We start from the raw sequence: 18051 nt of genomic DNA, 5'->3' as shown, positions 1-18051 counted from the left end.
GCCGGCTGGTCCACCGGATCCCGGTACGGGTCCGGCACTACTGGAAACTGCTCGCCACCTGCGCGGCGACGCTACTCGCGTTCGCCGTGGTGTTCAGCACCGTCCGCGTCGCACCGCTGGTCACCAGCGCGAGCAACGAGTCCGCCGACACCGTCACCCAGAACATCGAGGGCAGCACCGACCTGTTCGACGCCACGCAGGCGCACAGCATCAAGCTGACGTTCCGCGACGCCGACTACCAGGAGCTGCTCGACTCGTTCTGGGCGGACGGCGAAAAGGAGTACCTGGAGGCCGACCTCACTGTCGACGGGGTCACCATCCCGAGCGTGGGGATCCGGCTGAAGGGCAACTCCACCCTGTCCGGGCTCACCCGCAACGGTGAAACCAGCCCGAACGGGTTCGGCGGCGGCCGACGCGGCGGCGGTGGCGCCGGCCCGCAGATGCCGGAGGGCATGCAGCCACCGGAGGGCATGCAACTGCCCGAAGGTATGGAGATGCCCGGCGGCGGCCAGGGCGGTCCCGGTGGCGGGTTCGGCGGGTTCAGTTCGCTCAAGGCCGAGGAACCGGAGACCCTTCCCTGGCTGATCCGCTTCGACGAATTCGTCGAGGGCCGCCGCTACCAGGGGCACCGGGAGGTCACCGTCCGGGTGGCCGGTATGGGTGGCGGCACGACGGTCCTCAACGAGGCGGTATCGCTCAACGTGCTGAACACCGCGGGGCAACCGGCGCAGAAGTACGCCTATACGAGCTTCACCGTCAACGACCGGCCCACCACGGCCCGGCTCGTCGTCGAGCACCCCGACGAGAACTTCGCCGACACGCTCGGCGGCAACGGGGTCCTCTACAAGAGCCTGGCCAGCGGCCAGTTCACCGACCAGGGTGACGACCAGACCGAGTACGCCGACGACTTCAAGCAGATCTCCAAGAAGGGCAGCCAGGATCTGCAGCCGGTCATCGACCTGGTCCGGTGGGTCAACACAGCCAGCGACGCCGACTTCGACGAGCATCTCGGCGACCACGTCGACGTCGCGTCGTTCGCCCGCTACCTCGCCGTCCAGAATCTGCTGCTCAACTCGGACGACATGGCCGGTCCCGGCCGCAACTACTACCTCTGGTACGACCTGGACACCAGGAAATTCTCGGTCGTCGGCTGGGACTACAACCTCACCCTGTCCGGCAACGCCGAACAGGATCCGACCGAGGCGGTCAGCATGTTCGGCGGGGGAGGCGGCCCGGGTGGCGGGGGCATGCCCGAGGGCTTCCAACTGCCCGAAGGAATGCAGCTGCCCGAGGGCATGCAGCCGCCCGGTGAGGGCGGTGGTGGCGGACCCGGCGGTGGTCGTGGCCTCGGCGGGCACAAGCTCAAAGAACGCTTCCTGGCCAGCGCCGCCTACAAGTCGGCCTACCAGGACGCCTACCGCGAGCTGTACCAGCAGATCTACGGCAGCGGCGCCGCAGCATCGGCGGTCGACACGATCAGCAAGGTTCTTTCGACCGTCGACGGCCTCGACCAGCAGGCCGCGACCGACGAGGCGACCAAGCTGCGCACGCTGATCCAGCAGCGTACGAAATATCTCGCCAGCACCGAGATCATCAAGAAGTCCTGAGCGTTGCGGTGGGGCCGGCCCGTCCGGCCCCACCGCGGAGAGGACCCGACATGACACGCACCGGTGCCGGCCGGCTCCTGCTCGTCGACGCCGACCAGCAGGACAACCAGATGCTGCGGTCGGCGCTCACCCTCGAGGGCTGGCAGACCCGCGGCGCCGACAGCGGGCACACCGCCACCGCGACCGCCGCAGAGTTCCGCCCGCACATCGTCGTGGTCAACCTGGCGCTCCCGGACACCGACGGTTTGGGCCTCATGCACCGCCTGCACGACGACCGGCCCGATCTCCCGGTGATGTTCCTGACCAGGGCCGACCACGTGGAGACCCGGATCCGGGTGCTCACCGCCGGCGCTGACGACTGCATGACCAAACCACTGTTCGTCCCGGAGTTCGTCAGCCGCGTGCGCGCGCTGCTGCGCCGCACCCGGCTCGCGGAGAACCACACCCCGGCTCTGACCGTCGGCGACCTGACCCTGCACGAGCAGACCCGCCGGGTCCACCGCGGCGGTTGCACGATCAGCCTGACCACCACCGAGTTCGATCTGCTGCGCTATCTGATGGCCAACGCCGGCCGGGTCCTACCCCGCGAGCAGCTCCTGGAGCGGGTCTGGCAGTTCCACCTCGACGGAACTTCACGCATGGTCGAGCTGTACATCGGCCGCCTACGCCGCAAGATCGACATCGACGGGCGGCCACTGATCCACACCGTCCGCGGTATCGGCTACATCGTCGAGGACCGCGGCGCCTGACGCAGCACGGGACCGGCCTGCTCACCTGGTGGACACACGCCCGTACCTGCTCGGACAGGCCGACCAGCCGCACCCAGGCTTCGGCCCGGGTCTCGTCGGGGTGCCCGAGACTCACACCGAAGTACCGCATCCGTGGCGGGCGCACCGCCTGTTCCCGGGCCGAGGTCAAGACCGTCACAGGACTGATCGTGAGACCCGTACCGCAACGTGGAGCATCGCCGGAGCGGCCGGCGGGTGAACCTCGACCACAGACAATCACCCGGGCCGGACCGGCAGGACCAGACGGAAGACCGCGCCTACCGGCCGGTCGGTGTCGACCTCCAGCCGGCCACCGTGACGGTGGGTGATGGTGGCCGCGATGGCCAGGCCGAGGCCGGAGCCTCCGTTGTCGCGGGAGCGTGACCTGTCGACGCGGTAGAAGCGTTCGAACACGCGGGCCGCGTGCTCCGTGGTGAGACCGGGACCGTGGTCGGTGACCTCGACGACGGCGACCGCGGTTCCCGGAACCATCGGACGGTGATCACTGCATCGCCCGGGCGCGTCCGTGCCGCCGTCCTCCTTGCTGACGGCTGCTGCCCGAACCCGTACCTGCACGGTGGTCGCCTCCGGGGTGTGACGGAGGGCGTTGGCCAGCAGGTTGACGATGACCTGCTGGAGTCGGTCCGCATCGCCGCGGACGTGGACCGGTTCGGCGGCGACCAGCCGCAGACGGTGCTTGGGCGCGTGGGGAGCGGCTGACGCGATGGCGTCGGCCACCAGGTCCAGCAGGTCGACGTCGGTGGTCCGGATCGCCGGTTCACGGTCCAGCCGGGCCAGCAGAAGCAGGTCGTTGATGAGCCGGCTCATCCGCTCGGAGTCGCGGGCGATGATGCGGTCGGCCTCGCCGCGCTCTTCCGCGGTCCGGCCGGGGGAGCGCAGCGCCAGCTGGGCGAAGCCTTGAATGGTCGTCAGCGGCGTCCGCAGTTCGTGGCCGGCGTCCGCGACGAATCGGCGTAGTCGTTCCTCGGAGGCCCGGGTCTGTCGCAGGGCGGTCTCCAGCCGGTCGAGCATGGTGTTGAGCACGACGCCGAGCCGCCCGGTCTCGGTGCGGGCATCGACGTCGGCGATCCGCCGGTTGAGGTCGTGCGCGGTGATCTCGCCTGCCGTGCGCTCGATCCGGGCCAGGGGCCGTAACCCCATCCCGGCGACGATCCAGCCGAGGAACACGACGGCGGCCAGGCCGGCGAGCAGCAACAGCGCGTCGATCCAGAGCAGTTTGGCGGTGGTGTCCTCAACCGTGTCCAGCGGCAGACAGATCACGAAGACACCGCCGTCGGGCCCGGAGCGGACGCTGACCCGCCAGTTGCCGGTGCCGGTCTCGGCCGGGACCGAGTACGGCTGCCGGGCCGACGCCGGCAGCCCGGCGGCATCAGCGGGCAGCAGCGGTCCGGGAGCGGCGCCGTGACCGACGGTCACACGCCGCGGCCCCGTCGCGGCGTAGACGACGACCCGGAAGTCCGAGGGCAGGGTGATCCCGGTGTCCGAGGGAGGGCGGGGCATCCGCTCGTCCGGCAGCGGGAAGCTGGTCAGTTGCTCGTCGACCCGGTCCAGCAGCCAGGAGTGCAGGACGAGCAGGCCGGCCGCCTGGGTACCGAGCACCACGGAGGCGGTCAGCAGGGCGATACCCCACACCAGCCGCCCCCGCAGCGATCGCGGTCCGATCATCGTGTGTCAGCCGGGCGGCGCAGGCAGTACCCGACTCCGCGTACCGTGTGGATCAGCGGCGGGTCGAAGCAGTCGATCTTGCCGCGCAGGTAGCGGACGTAGACCTCTACGATCTTGGTTCCGCCGGCGAAATCGTGACCCCACACCGCGTCGACGATCTGGTACTTGCTGAATACCTGATTCGGACGGCGCATCAGGAAAGTCAGCAGCCGGAACTCGGTAGAAGTCAGCCACACCTCCTGACCGGCCCGCTGCACGCGATGCCCGTCCTCGTCCACCACGAGATCGGCGAAACGCAGGTGCTCCCCGGGGGTCACCTCAGGCAGCCCCGGATGGGCCCGCCGCAGCAGGCACCGGATCCGCAGCAGCAACTCATCGACGTTGAACGGCTTGGTGACATAGTCGTCGCCGCCGGCCTGGAAGCCGACCACCCGGTCCTCCGGCTCGCCCAGGCCGGTGAGGAACAGCACCGGCACCGTCCGGCCCTCCTCCCGCAGCATGCGGACCAGCCCCACCCCGTCGAGGTCGGGAAGCATCACGTCGACCAGCATCAGGTGCGGTTCCCGGCGGCGGACGCTGCGCAACGCGTCCATGCCGCCGGGAACACTGTCGGCGACGTAACCGGCCAGGCGCAGGGTCGAACCGAGCAGCAGCCGAATCCCGGGATCGTCCTCGACGACCAGGATCCTGGTGACGTCGCCGCCGGTCACGCCGGCCCGTCCGGCCGGGCGGCGCAGTCGTACAGCACGGACGCCATGAACGAGTCGCCGGACTGCCCACCGCCGTACTCGGCGGCCGGGACCACGGCGCAGTTCGCCGCCAGCCAGTCGGATCGCTGCTGGGCCGGCCCACCGTCGAGGCCGGGCATGCCACGTCCCATGCCGCCGCCCGAACCTCGGCCCAGCACATACCGGAGTTCACCGGCGGCAACCCAGGTCTGCAGCTGACTCACCGAAGGGGCGTCGTCCATCCCGCTGAAACCACCCATGCCGATGACCGTCGCGTCACTGCCGAGGATGTAGGCCGACGTGCCCATGGCGCCGCCCTCGACCGCGAGGGTGATCCGTGCACCGTCCGCACCGGCGACCGCGTAGGCGAGGCTGCTGCGCTGCTCGTCGGTCAGACCCTGATCGCCGCCGAAGCCACGCCCGCCCATCCCGCCGGGCCGCCCACCCATGCCACCCGGCATGCCGCCCTGCGTACCCGGGCCGGCCGGAAGGTCGGCGCCGGTGGGAAGGTCCACCCCGCCCGGTGGCGCGCCGAAACCGCCCGGGCCGCCGCCGGGACCGCCACCGGGTCCGCCACGACCGAAGGACATCACCGCCGGTCCGGCGGTCGGGTTGGTGCCGCCCATCGCGGCTTGCGACCAGGTCACCGACGCCGACCAGAATCCCGGCGCGAGCAGGATCGCCGCCAGCGCGACGGCCACCGCCACCGGCAGCAGCCGCCGCCGCAGAAACGCCACGGCCAGTAGAGCCACCGCGGCAACAGCCAGCCCGAGCACCGCCCAGCGCAGCCACCCGTGCCACGACGGCACCCGCGCGACGACCGCGAAAGCCCAGCCGGCACTCCCGGCGACGGTCACCCCGACGACCGGCAACGCCCAGCGCGCCCCGGCGTGATGAGACCGCCACAACGTCACAGCGAGCCCACCACACAGCGCACCGATCGCCGGCGACAGCTGCGAGGTGTAGTACGGGTGGAAGATGCCCTGCTGCGTGCTGAACACGACGGCACAGGTCAACAGCCAGACACCCCACAGGATCCAACCGGAACCGGGGAGCGGCTCTCCGGCCGAGGCGACACCCCGGCGATACAGCACCGCGACGACGGTCGCCACGATCACCGCAATCGCGCAGACCGGCAGCAGCCAGCTGATCTGCCCCGCCACCTGATCGTTGAACAGCCGGTCCCAGCCGGCCGAGCCACCGAACGAGGCGCCACCGCCCAGGCGGCCCATGCCACCGCCCGCGGACTGACCGAACACCCGGCCCAGCCCGTTGTAACCGATCACCAGATCCCAGGCGCCGCCATCGGTGCTGCCGCCGATGTAGGGCCGTTCGCCCGGCCACACCGCGACCAGCGCGACCCACCACAGCGACGAGACCACCAGCACCCCGCCCGCGACGGACAACCGCCAGATCCGTCCCCACCAGCCGCCGGTCGCCCCGATCAGCCACGCTAGGGCGAACGCCGGCACGACCATCCACGCGGCCAGCATCTTGGTGAGGAACCCGCCGCCGATCAGAAAACCACAGAGACAGAGCCAGGCCACGGAGTACGCCCGAAGCGCGCGAGTGAGTGCGTAGGCGGCCGCCACCAGCAACAGGATGAGCAGCGTGTCCGGGTTGTTGTCGCGGTCGATGGCCACCGTGATCGGCGTCAGGGTGAGCACGGCCGCAGCGATCAGCCCGGCTCCGTGGCCGGCCCAGCGGCGTACGGTCAGGTAGAGCAGCCACACGGCGACCACGCCGAGAATCGCCTGCGGCAGGATCACCGCCCAGCCGTGCATGCCGAAGATCTTCGTGCTCAGCACCTGTGGCCATAGTGCGGCCGGCGGTTTGTCGACCGTGACGACACCCGCTGGGTCGTACGCGCCGAAGAGGAAGTTGGTCCAGTTCAGACCCATCGACTTGACCGCGGCCGAATAATAGCTGTTGCCCCAGCCGAGCGAGCCGATCGCCCAGATGTGCAGGACCGCCGCGACCGTCACGATGCCCGCGAGTGGCGTGTGCCGCTTCACCGACTGTGTGTTCATGCGGCGGTCCTCCGGAACACCAGCGTCCGCAGAACCACGAAGCGCACCACCGTCACCAGCAGCGACGCAACGACGAGCACCACTGTCTCGGCGCGGACCGAAGCGCCCGGATTGAACTCCCGGAAGGCCAGCACCGCTCCGGACGTCACGAGATAACCGAGCAGGAACAGCAGGCCGGCCCCGAGATGGGCCCGCCGGACCGGGGTCGCTGCGGCGCGGAACGTCAACCGGCGGCTAACCTCGGTGTTCAGCACCGTCATGACAACCAGCGAGGCGAAGGTGGCGACCGCGGGCGGCCACCACAACCGCAGCAGCCAGTAGAGCAGGGCCTGCCCGGCGGTCGACACGGCGCCGACCGCCGCGAAACAGACCAGCTCCCAGCGCAGTCGGTCATGTCCGCTGGAGGGCGCGAGCACCGCCTGTGGATGCTGGGCAGCGGGTTCAGGCCGAGCCGGTATCACCACGGCGGCGTCGCCGGAGCCCTTCATCCGCCGGATCCGCCACAGACCACGCAGGTCCTCGGTGGCGGTGCGCACGACGTCGACGCGGGTGTCGACGTCCTCCACCCAGTCCACCGGCACCTCATGGATGCGCAGTCCGTTGAACTCGGCCAGCAACAGCAGTTCGGTGTCGAAGAACCACGCGTCGTCGCTGGTCTTGGCCAGCAGCGGCCGCAGAGCGTCGGTGCGGGCCGCCTTGAAACCGCACTGAGCGTCGCTGAACCGGGCTCCGTGTGTGAGCCGAATCAACGAGTTGTAGCAGCGGGAGATCAACTCGCGTCGCGGGCCCCGGACGGTACGGGATCCGGGCGCGAGCCGGCTGCCGATGGCCAGGTCCGAATGGCCACTGGCCAGCGGTGCGATCAGCGGCAGCAGCCCGTCCAGGCCGGTCGACAGGTCGACGTCCATGTAGGCGACAATGTCGGCGTCGCTGCTGCCCCACACCTCCCGTAAGGCCAGGCCGCGACCCTTGCGTTCCAGATGTATCACCGCGACGTTCGGCAATTCCGCCGCCAGCTGCCGGGCAACCGACAGCGTGGCGTCGACGCTGGCGTTGTCGGCGATCGTGATGCGCCACGGGAACGGAAGATCGTCACGCAGCCGGGTGTGCAGCGTTCGGATGCAGCCCGGCAAAGCTCGTTCCTCGTTGTAGACCGGAACGACGATCTCCACCGTTGGCGCCTGTACCTCGTCCACCGATCGTTCGGCGAACAGCACCCGGCGGGCGGCGATCGATGACGGGTCTGCGGACATGTGGTGTCCTCTTTCGGGTCGGGTCGGATACGACTCCCAGACCCTCCCGAGCCAGACCCCAAATTCGCCTAGAGCAACCTCAAAGCTCCGTAAACAGGACGTATCCTGGTCAACTGCATCCAGTGTTCTCGCAGCTCAGCGCGAGTGCCCACGTGCCGGACGGGTGGCCATTTGTGACGGGGGTCATATTCTGCTCGTCACTCGATAGTGAACATCAATCGAACCCCGCCATTCGCGCTGCTTAACGCATGTTTGCCGGCGCGGTTCGGAACGATCCGGCAGCGTGACCGGCCGACTGCTAAACGGCGATGTCGACCAGATCACCGCGGCGGTCGAGCACGTCCCGCAGGGCGGAGAGGTCGACACCTCTGCTCCGCAGCAGGCCGACCAGACTGGAGGCGCAAGTCACCTGATCGGCCACCATGCCGGCGTCCATGTCCAGCAGCCGGCTGATCCGGTCGAGTTTGCGGCCGTCGGTCAGGCCGGCGTTCGTCCCTCTCGGGCCGCCCGGCAGCGGGCCGAGCTCCGGCTGCGACGGCGTCTGGCTCGCGCCGGCGATCTGCTCGGCCAGGGCGTCGATGTCCTGCCTCCCGCCCGCGGCCTTGGCAGGCAGACCCCGCTTGATCGCGGCGATCAGGTCGTCGTGGCGGACGCCCCGGGATTCGGCGATGGCGCTGAGGCTCCGGCCGGCCGACCGCTGACGGTTCAGGGCCTCATGCGAAAGGCCGAGCACGACGGCCACCGGCGCCATCGGATCCTCGCCGCCAGACGACCGTCCGGTACGCCGGACGCGGGCAGAGTCGCTCATCGTCGTAACCCCTTCCCCGGGTGCGCCGTTCGCCCCCACATGCCGGGCCCATCGGGAAGACTCCGAACCGGATGTGGATTTGACAGCACCTCCACAGCAACTCTCAGCTCGCTGCTAGCCGGCCGCGGCACCGGCGCGACTATGCGGGAACCGACCATACTGCGGGCGGGCCCGAACATGCCCGGATGAATGGCCGGTCAGGTCAGGCGTTTGAGCCAGGTGCGGGCTTGTGGGGTGGCGGCGGTGACGGTGGCGAGCGTGGTGGTGGCGGCCCACCAGAGTAGGACGGCGATGTAGGCCCAGGTCAGATAGGCGATGGTGGTGACGCTGCTGACCAGGGCGTACCCGCCGCCGAGAATGACGGCGGTGATGACCCGCAGCAGGGGTTGGCGGGTGGCGGTCAGCGCGGTCGCGATCCCGAGCAGCACCGCGCCGACGATCTGTGCGAGCCCGTGTGCGGGTAGCAGGTCGGCGGGGAACGTATTGGTGAACGCCGCCCGCTGCAGGTACACGCCGAGGGCGGCGAGGGCGATCGCGGTGACCGGCGGGTTCGCCCGGCCGAGCCAGGCGACGATGCCGTCCTGCGGGATGCGCGGCGCGACGAGGGCGATGATCGCGGCACACGCGGCGAGCGGGATCGCACAGGTCAGCGCCGTCTTCAGATAGGCCGGGTCGTCGAAGCCGACACCGACGCCCACGCCGAGTCCCCAGAGCCCGGCGACGGCGAGCCCAAGGGCGGCGGCACCGAGATAGCCGCGCCGCAACAGGGCCCCGGTGGTGACGTCATCGTCAGCGTGAGCGGCCGTCAGCCACGTCGTCGGAACGAGCTGCGCGGCGGTCCACGCCGTCAGTACGGCCAGAGCGGCGGCGAGTCCGACGTTCTCGACCGGCAGCAGCACGCCGATGATGTCGCCGCCGAGTTTGCCGACGTCAGCGGTGGTGATGGTCTGCAACAGCACCGCGACGCTGGCGGCGGCGAGGACCGCGACGCGCGCCAGATTAGTGAGGGTGATCCGGGTGCGCGGCAGGCGCCCCGTCGCCACAGTGCCACCGGCCGGGGGAGTGGCACCGGCCAGCGGCTGGGTGATGCGGAGCGCACCGCGGGCGACAGCGTGCGGCTCGTCGACCACGACGGGGGCGGGCAGCCCGGCCGCAGTGAGCGCGGCCCCCAGCTCGGGGACGACCGCGTCGCCGCCGGTGACGATCACCGTGGTGACGTCGGCGGTGTCGAGGTCGGCGTCGGCCAACGCTTGTTTGACGGCTTCCGGCACCCGGGCCAGGTGCGGGGCAGCGGCCGCCGACACGTCGTCGCGTTCCAGGACCGCAGCCGGATGAGGCTGGGGGAGCAGCAGTGACGCCCGCGGCTGACCGGCGAGCACCGTCCGCGCCTGCCGGACTTCCCGCAGGACGGGCCAGCCGGTGGGCGGCGGATCGGCGAGGCGGGCCAGCAGCGCGGTGTCGATGTCAGGGTGGTCGGGATCGACGATGTCGGTGTGCGCGACCTGCTGATACCCGTCGTCCAGGTCGAGGATCGCCAGGTCGGGAGCCGTGGTGGCGACCAACACGAAACGGCCGGTGGTGGCCGTACCCGCGCTCAATGCCGCAGCCGCGGTGACGATCCCGGGAACCGGAAGCCCCACCTGGTTTGCCGCCTGTTGCAGGCGCTGCCGGGCGCGGTGCCCCCACCCGGTGGCGGTGACGACCGTCAGCGCCGTCACCGGGGTTCCGGCGAGCGCCGAGGCGTGGGTGGCGACGTGCGCGAGGACGGCGGCGACCGCCGTGACGTCGGTGCCGTTGTGCGCCAGGCCCATCGGATCGGGCCGGTACTCGTCGGTCCCGGCCATTGCGGCGGCGAGTGCGGCAGTGCCGGTGAGCAGGGAACCCGTGCCCGGTTCGGCAATGACACCGCTGGGCATCCGGGCCTGGCCGGCGAAATAGACCGGATGGGTGACGCCGCCCTGTTCGTAGACCGCGGTGGTCCACCAGGAGGCGATCTCGACGGCCAGGTGAAGATCCGTTGCGGGCATGCCGGGCAGTGTCGCAAAACGACATCACACCGGTCGACCTGAATTGTTCTTCTTCGCATAGTGATAGACCGCCGCAAATGCGGTGGCCGATGGTCGGTGGTGGCCGGTAGAGATCAGGGTTCGATCACGACCCCAGGGCAGGCAATGAGCGAGGACGTGCGCCGCAAGACCGCGGAGCTCACCCGGCAACCGACCGTCTGGCCGGCACCCCCACCACCGCAAAAGAAACCCAAGCGGGCCATACCCGGCGTCCTCGCGCTCGTCGTCGTACCGCCGTTGCTGCTGACTCTGGTCTTCGGCCCGCCGGCTGACCTGCTGCCGTCCTGGCCGCAGATCACCGGATTCGTCACCGGCGGTCAACGCCAGACCGGCACCCGGCTGATCATCGGCGCGGCCGCGATCCTGCTGTGGCTGGTCTGGGCGGCCATGATGCTGCTGCTCACCGGCAGTGTCCTGACCGTCGTCGCCGGCTGGAAGCTCCCGCGATGGCGGCTGCCGGCCCCATTGCACCGGATGCTGTTCGGCCTGGCCGGGACCGCGGTCGTCGCCGTCGCCACCACCCCGACCGGCACCGGCCCGGCTTCGACACCGGCAACGGCCGCGGCGACCTCGGGCGACAGCGTGCTGCCGCGCGGCACCGTCACCGTCATGGTCGGTCAGACCCGATTCGAGTACGAGGTGAGGCGCGGCGATTCACTGTCGAGGATCGCCCGGCGCTGGCTGGGTGACGCCGACCGCTGGCCGGAGATCTGCCGCCTCAACCGCCACCGCCACCAGTCCGGCGGCACCCGCCTGACCGACTGCGACCTGATCCAGCCGGGCTGGCACCTGCGGCTACCCGCCGACGCCCGCCCACCCGCCGGCACCCGCACCACACCACCACAACAGCCACCGACGACGCGACCCACACGACCGCAGACATCCACAGAACCGCCGCCCGAGCCGCCGCAGCAAACCAGGGCACCGGCGGACACCCCGTCCGCGGCCGCGGCGACAACGCCATCGCCTCGCAATGCTCAGCATGACGCGCCAGCGGAGGGTGAGGCATCCAGCAGCGACGACGGCATCCACCTGCCCGGCGGCAGCATCATCACCTGGGGCCTGGCCACCGCGATCGCCGGTGCCGCCGCACTGATGTGGACCCGCCGCCGGCGCCCGCGCCCGGACGAGACCGTCGTCCTGCCCGCGCCGACGCCACCGGAACCCGTCGCCGCGATCCGTCGCCACGTCGACAACGCCACGGTGCCGGCCCCGGCCCTACCATCGCTGCCGTCGCATCCCACCGGGATCGAAGGACCCGGCGCCGACGGCGCCCTCCGCGGCCTGATCCTCGCCGCCCTGACCGCCGACCATCCCGCCGACGTGCTCATCGACCGCGCCCTGTGCACCGACCTGTTCGGCCCCGACACGCCGCAGCTGCGCATCACCCGCGACTTCGCCGACACCCTCGCCACCGTCGACGCCCAGCTCCTGCACCGCAGCCGCATCCTCGCCGAACGCGCCGGCAACCAGGAAACCCTTCCGCCGACACTGGTGCTCGCCCGCGCCACCGACGCCACCGGCGAACACGCCCGCATCACCCTCAGCCTCGCCCACGGCCTGGACATCACCGCCGTCCTGCTCGGCCCCTGGCCACACGGCACCACCCACACCGTCACCGCCGACGGCCACACCTCCGACAGCGACAACCGGGCCCTACCCGGCCGCGTCGACGTCCTCGAACGCGACGACGCCCTCGCCATCCTGGCCGGCATCAACCCGTCGCCCCCGTCACCGCCCACCGAGCCCGCGACACCCGCCCCGGCCACGTTCGTGCAGGTGAGAGTGTTCGGCGTCCCCCGCATCGACGACATCACCCACCCCGGCCGCCCGCTACGCGCCAAAGCCGCCGAACTCGCCGTCTTCCTCGCCTGCCACCCCGGCGGCGCCGACAGCGACACCCTCGTCGAACACCTGCACGGCGACGCCCGCCAACGCCAGGCCAAACAGCAGCTGCACACCAACGCCTCCAACCTGCGCCACGTCCTGGCCCGCGCCGGAGGCCCACTACGCGGCGGCTACCTGCTCAAACGCGGCACCACCGACCGTTACCGCCTCGACCCGGCCACCGTCCAGGTCGACCTGTGGCAGCTACGCGACCTGCTCAACAAGGCCCGCCGCACCACCCCACCGCAACGCCTCACCCTGCTCCGGCAGGCATGCGACCTCTACACGGCACCGCTGGCCGACGGCCACTATTACGAATGGATCGACGTCGAACGCCGCAACGCCCACCGCTGGGGCATCGAAGCCCACCTGCTGCTCGCCGAGTCCCTGCTCCCCGACGACCCACAGGCGGCCACCGAGATCCTCGACAAGGCCATAAACCTCGACCCCTACAACGAGGACCTCTACCGTACGGCCATGCGCGCCCGCCACGCCGCCGGCGACCATGACGGCATCCCCATCCTGCTGCAGGCGCTGACCGCCGCGCTGGCCGAGATCGACACCGAACCGACCGTCGAGACGGTGCAGTTGGCCCACGAACTCGGAGCCTGACTTCCGCGTCGTGACCACGGTGTGAGACTCGGAAGAAACCGCGATCAGGAGTGTCGATCGAAGTCACGCTCCGGTCAGGCAATGCCGGGAGGTGGTGATTCGAAGTCGAAGGGATGAGCGATCACACCCGCCCCGGTCAACCCGAACCTCCGCACACGCTCAGCAGCGGCGGTGTCGCCGGCCCGTTCCCTCAACCGAGCCAGCTGCTGCAGCGCGCGAGTGTCGCCGTGATCGGTGGCCCGCCGGTACAGGGCCTCAGCAGTGGTGGTGTCGCCGGCCCGTTCTCTCAGCCTCGCGAGCTGCTGCAAGGCGAAGGTGTCGCCGTGATCGGCGGCTCGGTGGTACAGGATCTCGGCGCTGGTGGTGTCGCCGGCCCGCTCTCTCAACCGGGCGAGTTCCTGAAGAGCGTTGGTGTCGCCGTGGTCGGCTGCGCGCACCGCCAGAGTCTCGGCGCCGGTGGTGTCGCCGGCCCGCTCTCGCCGCGCGGCCAGTTGCCGCAGCGCATGGGTGTCGCCGTGATCGGCGGCTCGCCGGTACAGGACCTCAGCACCGGCGCTATCCCCATCCTGCTCTCTCAGCCGAGCCAGCTGGCGCAGCGCGAAGGTGTCGCCCTGTTCGATGGCTTGCCGGTACAGGATCTCGGCGCCGGTGGTGTCGCCGGCCCGCTCTTTCAGCCGGGCCAGCTCCCAGGGCGCGAGGGTGTCACCGCGATCGGTGGCCTGCCGGTACAGGATCTCGGCGCCGATGGTGTCGCCGGCCCCTTCTCTCAGCCTCGCGAGCTGCCGCAAGGCGAAGGTGTCGCCGCGATCGGCGGCCTGCCGGTACAGGATTTCGGCGCCGGTGGTGTCGCCGGCTCGCTCCCTCAGCCCAGCCAGTGTCTGGAGCGCGAAGGTGTCGCCGTGGTCGGCGGCCCGCATCGCGAGAGCTTCGGCGTCCCTGGTGTTCCCGGCCTGTTCCCGCCGCGCGGCCAGTGCCTGGAGCGCGAAGGTGTCGCCGTAGTCGGCAGCCCGCCGGAACAGGATCTCGGCGCGGACGGGGTCGCCGTTCTGCTCCTGCAGAACGGCCAACATACGCAGGGCGAAGGCGTCGCCGTGGTCGGCGGCCCGCACCGCCAAAGCCTCGGCCCCGGTGGTGTCTCCGGCCTGTTCCCGCCGCCATGCCAGCGTTTGCAGCGCGTGGGTGTCGCCCTGATCGGCGGCTAGCGTCGCCAAGGCCTCGGCGCGGTTGGTCTCCCCGCTTCGTTCCCACCGTGCGGCCAACTGCCGTAGTGCGTGGGTGTCGCCGTGATCGGCGGCCTGCCGGTACAGGACCTCGGCCCCGGCAGCGTCCCCGGCCTTCTCCCGGCGTGCCGCCAGTCGCCGTAGCGCGTGGGTGTCACCGCGATCGGCGGCTCGCCGGTACAGCCAGATCGCGTGCTCGTAGCGGCCTCGCCGTTCAGCCTGGTCACCGAGAGTACGCAGCAGATCGGGGTCGGTGACCGTGATGGCGAAGGCGTGCCACAGGCTGTCGGGCGGGTACACGCCGGCGCGTTCGGTGCGGCCGGCCTGTTCCAAGTAGTCGGCCAGCCGGTAGTACTGCCCGCCATCAGGGGTGTGTCCACCTGGGCGGGAACGGATCCGCGTGAGCGGCCCGCGGGCACCTTTGCACGGACGGGCGGTATCTGCCAGAGCCTGTTCCAGCCAGTCTGCCCCCAGCCCGTCCCAGTCGTGGTCGTCAAGGTAGCCCGGTGCAGCTCGTTCCAGGAGAGTGCGGGCGATGGCGAGAGGGTGACCGAGCCGCCGGGCGTCCATGGCGACCTGGATGAGTGCCCGGGCGGCCGGGTCGACGGTGCGGTAGCGGGTCTGCAGTTCAGGCGCGCCGGCCAGGTACTGGGTGATCCTGCCGTCCTCGACGTGGACGGCGGCGTACCGCAGCCGCGCATCAGCGCCCGCAGCGGCCAGTCCGGCGACCTGCTCAGGGGTGAAGGTGTCGGCGATCGGTACAGCAGTGCCGACTACCAGCTCCCGGGCCTGAGCGTGTGGATCCGGCTGGCCCGTGCCCGGCCGGACGGTGAGCGTGTCCCAGTGCTGCGGCCACAGGGTGGCGAGTACCAGCACCGGTGCCCGTCCTGAATCCTGGAGCAGTGTCCGCAGACCGGCAGCGAGCCGTTCCCCCAGGGCGGGATCGGTCGGCATCAGATAGTGCTGGGCCTCGTTCAACCACATCACCGTCTGCGGGCCGACCTGCTTCAGGTCGGCCACCGCCGCCTGGGGCCTGGTCGGGTCGTACGGGTGCCATACGCGCCACCGCCCCGGCTGTCGCTGATCGAGGTAGCGGGCCAGTTCCCAACAGGCGCGGGTCTTACCCGTCGACGACCCGCCCACCAGCGTCACCAACCGTGAGGATCCATCGCCGAGCACCTGATCAGCGACTTCGCGCAGCAGGAGGTCGTGTGACCGTGGCACATACCGGGGAAGCGGATCCACTGGTGCACTCACATCCGGGATCTGGATCGCCCGGTGCACCTCCAACGCCAGTGGATCGCAGTCGTTGACCGGGCGTCCTAGCCGCTGTGCCGGGGGCGGTGGCTCCGCGGTCGCGGCGGCAATCCACAGTCGGCGGACCTGATCCGCGATCGGCACGGTGTTCCTACGTCCGGCAGCCCGAGCCAGCGCCACCGCGACGGTCACGGCGTCGTGCTGACTGGCCAACCCGTCACCACTGATGATCTTGCCGATCAGGTCCTTGCCCGGCGAACCGGGAAAGTCGTCCTCGTTGTCCTTCGCTATCTGCTGGGCGAGCTCGGCCAACTGCGGGCGGTCCGCCTCCGCGTACAACCTGTAGACCGCGTCACGCAGATCCCTCGCCGGTCCGGTGGGCAGCACCTTCTTCTCCACCGCCCGAGGACGGCGACTCGACGATGGTCGGGACTCGTCGGCACTCATCGCGGTCCATCATGGCCGACCGCCCCTGATCGACACACTCATCGACACTCACCGGTAGGAGAAACGGCCGCGACAGGTGGGTCCGACTCTGGGGTGCACAGCCGGCGCCGGCTCCCACTCACCGATCAGACACCAGCGGAGCATCCCGATGACGCGAACCCCACGCAGGCCGAACAAGAACAGGACCCGTATTGCCCTGGCCGCACTCACCGGTCTCCTTGCCGGCGCCACCCGCGCGATCACCGACTGGCTACTCGATCACCTCGACAGCTAGCCGAACCGGACATCGAAGGTGACGCCGAAGGCTCGGCTGTGGAAAATCGGTCGCGACGATGTGTTGTGATCGATGTATGGGACTCGACTTCGAATGCTTGGCCGTTCCGCTGGACGCCGATCCGGTGCGGGCGATCCGTGCGAGTCCCGAGCTGTGGGCGATGGCCGACGATCAGCCGCCGTTCTCGGGTCCGTGGCCGGACGAGGAACTACCCGACATCACCCGGCGACTGCTTGCCGTGCTGCCGGAGGGCACGAGCAGGAATCTCGACTTCTTCGGCAGCCGCAATCACGAGCAGGCCGAGTACCTTCTGGATCCGGTGGCGTCCCGTACCACCCAGACGTGGGAGCAGCGCCGACACCTGCCGACCTACCAGGCGGTCTTCGGGGCGGAGCTGTTCGCCGAACACGCCGCGAGTGGCCAGGGCATCCGATGGCGGTGCTCGACACCGGACCAGCTGGCCGCCGCCGTACAACTGATCGACGCCCTGGACGTGGCCGCGGTGCGACGGGAGTTCTCCCTGGCGGAGATGGTGCGGCTCGGCGTGTACAAGGTGCACCCGGAGGAGGACGAGCAGGACTACTTCACCAGGAACCTCCAGGATCTGCGCACCTGGGCCGACCACTGCCGCCACGTCGCCACGCAGAACCTGGGCCTGATGATCACCCTCTTCTGAGTGCAGGGGGCTCCTCACGGGTGTTGCGTACGCTTACGGCCGGCGTCGGCCGTGCTAGCTTCTACAGCTTGTAGAAGACGCGTGCGGAGCAGAGGGATCATGACGGCCACGCTCGGCGACATCCTGCTCGTATTCCTTGCCGATCGACCCGGTACGGCCCACGACCTGCAACAACGTCACGCGCAGACGTTCGGGCAGCAGCGTGCCGTCGACGTCACGCGCGTCGGGGCGACGCTGCGCCGCCTGGAACGGCAGGGCCATGTTCGCGATCTGACGACGGCCAAGCTGGCCATCCGCCGGATCTGCACCGTGACCGACGCGGGACGGCAGCGGCAGCGTTCCTGGCTCCTCGACGTTCCGGCGGAGATGACCGGCCCGGAAGCCGTGGACCGGGTGCTGCTGGCGATGACCGCATCGGACCGGGCGACGTTCGAGCAGGTCGCCGCCGCGTGCGTGGCCACGCTGGAGGCCAGGCATCAGCGGGAGGCCCGGATGCCCCGCCCCGTGATGTCCGCCCGGTATGCCCTGGAAGAGTTCGAGGACGTCGTGACGGTCTCGGCCATCACCTGGATCAGCGACCTGACCGGGCGCTGCCGCGAGCGTGACGCGGCCTGACCAGGAAAGACGCGGCCAGCGAAAGGCGGCAGGGCCGAAGCGGGCAGGTTCGGCCCTACCGCCCTGGTGATGATCACCAGGGTCAGTTCCGGGCGAGCAGCCTCGGTCATTCGGCCTG

At 70.2% G+C, this 18051-nt stretch carries 13 protein-coding genes; 6 read left to right on the top strand and 7 right to left on the bottom strand.

The annotated features are described in order from the left end of the window. Together ACFO0C_RS02020 and ACFO0C_RS02015 are read left to right on the top strand one after the other, a co-directional pair. Positions 1-1607, top strand: a 1607-nt coding sequence (locus ACFO0C_RS02020; RefSeq protein WP_378064728.1) for a CotH kinase family protein, incomplete at its 5' end; no start/stop codon positions are given. A 50-nt stretch (positions 1608-1657) separates the two neighbouring features. Next, entirely contained in the window at positions 1658-2356 is a 699-nt protein-coding gene (locus tag ACFO0C_RS02015; RefSeq protein ID WP_378064727.1) for a response regulator transcription factor, read from the top strand. Between the two features lie 255 nt (positions 2357-2611). Here ACFO0C_RS02015 and ACFO0C_RS02010 read toward each other — a convergent pair whose 3' ends face one another. The 6 genes from ACFO0C_RS02010 to ACFO0C_RS01985 all read right to left on the bottom strand — a co-directional run bounded on the left by ACFO0C_RS02010 (position 2612) and on the right by ACFO0C_RS01985 (position 10906). Continuing rightward, positions 2612-4060: a sensor histidine kinase gene (locus tag ACFO0C_RS02010; RefSeq protein ID WP_378064726.1), complete on the bottom strand. Its 1449-nt coding sequence runs from the start codon at positions 4058-4060 to the stop codon at positions 2612-2614. Beyond that, a complete protein-coding gene (locus ACFO0C_RS02005) occupies positions 4057-4770 on the bottom strand; it encodes a response regulator transcription factor (RefSeq protein ID WP_378064725.1) in 714 nt (237 codons plus the stop codon). The genes ACFO0C_RS02010 and ACFO0C_RS02005 overlap by 4 nt, the downstream gene beginning before the upstream one ends. After that, a complete protein-coding gene (locus ACFO0C_RS02000; protein WP_378064724.1) occupies positions 4767-6818 on the bottom strand; it encodes an ArnT family glycosyltransferase in 2052 nt (683 codons plus the stop codon). Before ACFO0C_RS02000 ends, ACFO0C_RS02005 begins: the two co-directional genes overlap by 4 nt. Beyond that, positions 6815-8071 (bottom strand): glycosyltransferase, encoded by a 1257-nt coding sequence (locus ACFO0C_RS01995; protein ID WP_378064723.1) that lies wholly within the window; start codon positions 8069-8071, stop codon positions 6815-6817. The genes ACFO0C_RS02000 and ACFO0C_RS01995 overlap by 4 nt, the downstream gene beginning before the upstream one ends. A 298-nt stretch (positions 8072-8369) precedes the next feature. Then, the gene (locus tag ACFO0C_RS01990; protein WP_378064722.1) at positions 8370-8879 is read right to left on the bottom strand and encodes a hypothetical protein; all 510 of its coding nucleotides are present in this window, start codon (positions 8877-8879) and stop codon (positions 8370-8372) included. A 197-nt stretch (positions 8880-9076) separates the two neighbouring features. Continuing rightward, positions 9077-10906: an Hsp70 family protein gene (locus tag ACFO0C_RS01985; protein WP_378064721.1), complete on the bottom strand. Its 1830-nt coding sequence runs from the start codon at positions 10904-10906 to the stop codon at positions 9077-9079. A 144-nt stretch (positions 10907-11050) separates the two neighbouring features. Here ACFO0C_RS01985 and ACFO0C_RS01980 point away from each other — a divergent pair, with 144 nt between their 5' ends. Continuing rightward, entirely contained in the window at positions 11051-13444 is a 2394-nt protein-coding gene (locus ACFO0C_RS01980; RefSeq protein ID WP_378064720.1) for a BTAD domain-containing putative transcriptional regulator, read from the top strand. A 74-nt stretch (positions 13445-13518) separates the two neighbouring features. On the opposite strand, the gene ACFO0C_RS01975 is transcribed toward ACFO0C_RS01980, so the two are convergent. Then, positions 13519-16368 carry a tetratricopeptide repeat protein gene (locus ACFO0C_RS01975; RefSeq protein ID WP_378064719.1) on the bottom strand — a complete coding sequence of 950 codons (2850 nt, stop codon included), beginning with the start codon at positions 16366-16368 and terminating at the stop codon, positions 13519-13521. Positions 16369-16516: 148 nt separating this feature from the next. Here ACFO0C_RS01975 and ACFO0C_RS01970 point away from each other — a divergent pair, with 148 nt between their 5' ends. The 3 genes from ACFO0C_RS01970 to ACFO0C_RS01960 all read left to right on the top strand — a co-directional run bounded on the left by ACFO0C_RS01970 (position 16517) and on the right by ACFO0C_RS01960 (position 17933). Beyond that, entirely contained in the window at positions 16517-16642 is a 126-nt protein-coding gene (locus ACFO0C_RS01970; protein WP_378064718.1) for a hypothetical protein, read from the top strand. Between the two features lie 76 nt (positions 16643-16718). Continuing rightward, the gene (locus tag ACFO0C_RS01965; protein ID WP_378064717.1) at positions 16719-17318 is read left to right on the top strand and encodes a DUF1877 family protein; all 600 of its coding nucleotides are present in this window, start codon (positions 16719-16721) and stop codon (positions 17316-17318) included. Positions 17319-17417: 99 nt separating this feature from the next. Next, on the top strand, positions 17418-17933 hold the full coding sequence (locus ACFO0C_RS01960; protein ID WP_378064716.1) for a hypothetical protein: 516 nt from the start codon (positions 17418-17420) through the stop codon (positions 17931-17933). Positions 17934-18051: the final 118 nt, after the last annotated feature.

Source organism: Actinoplanes subglobosus (assembly GCF_042650585.1).
GTDB lineage: Bacteria > Actinomycetota > Actinomycetes > Mycobacteriales > Micromonosporaceae > Actinoplanes > Actinoplanes subglobosus.
Note: the sequence above shows the minus strand (reverse complement) of the source record. Positions and strands in the feature narration are given on the sequence as shown.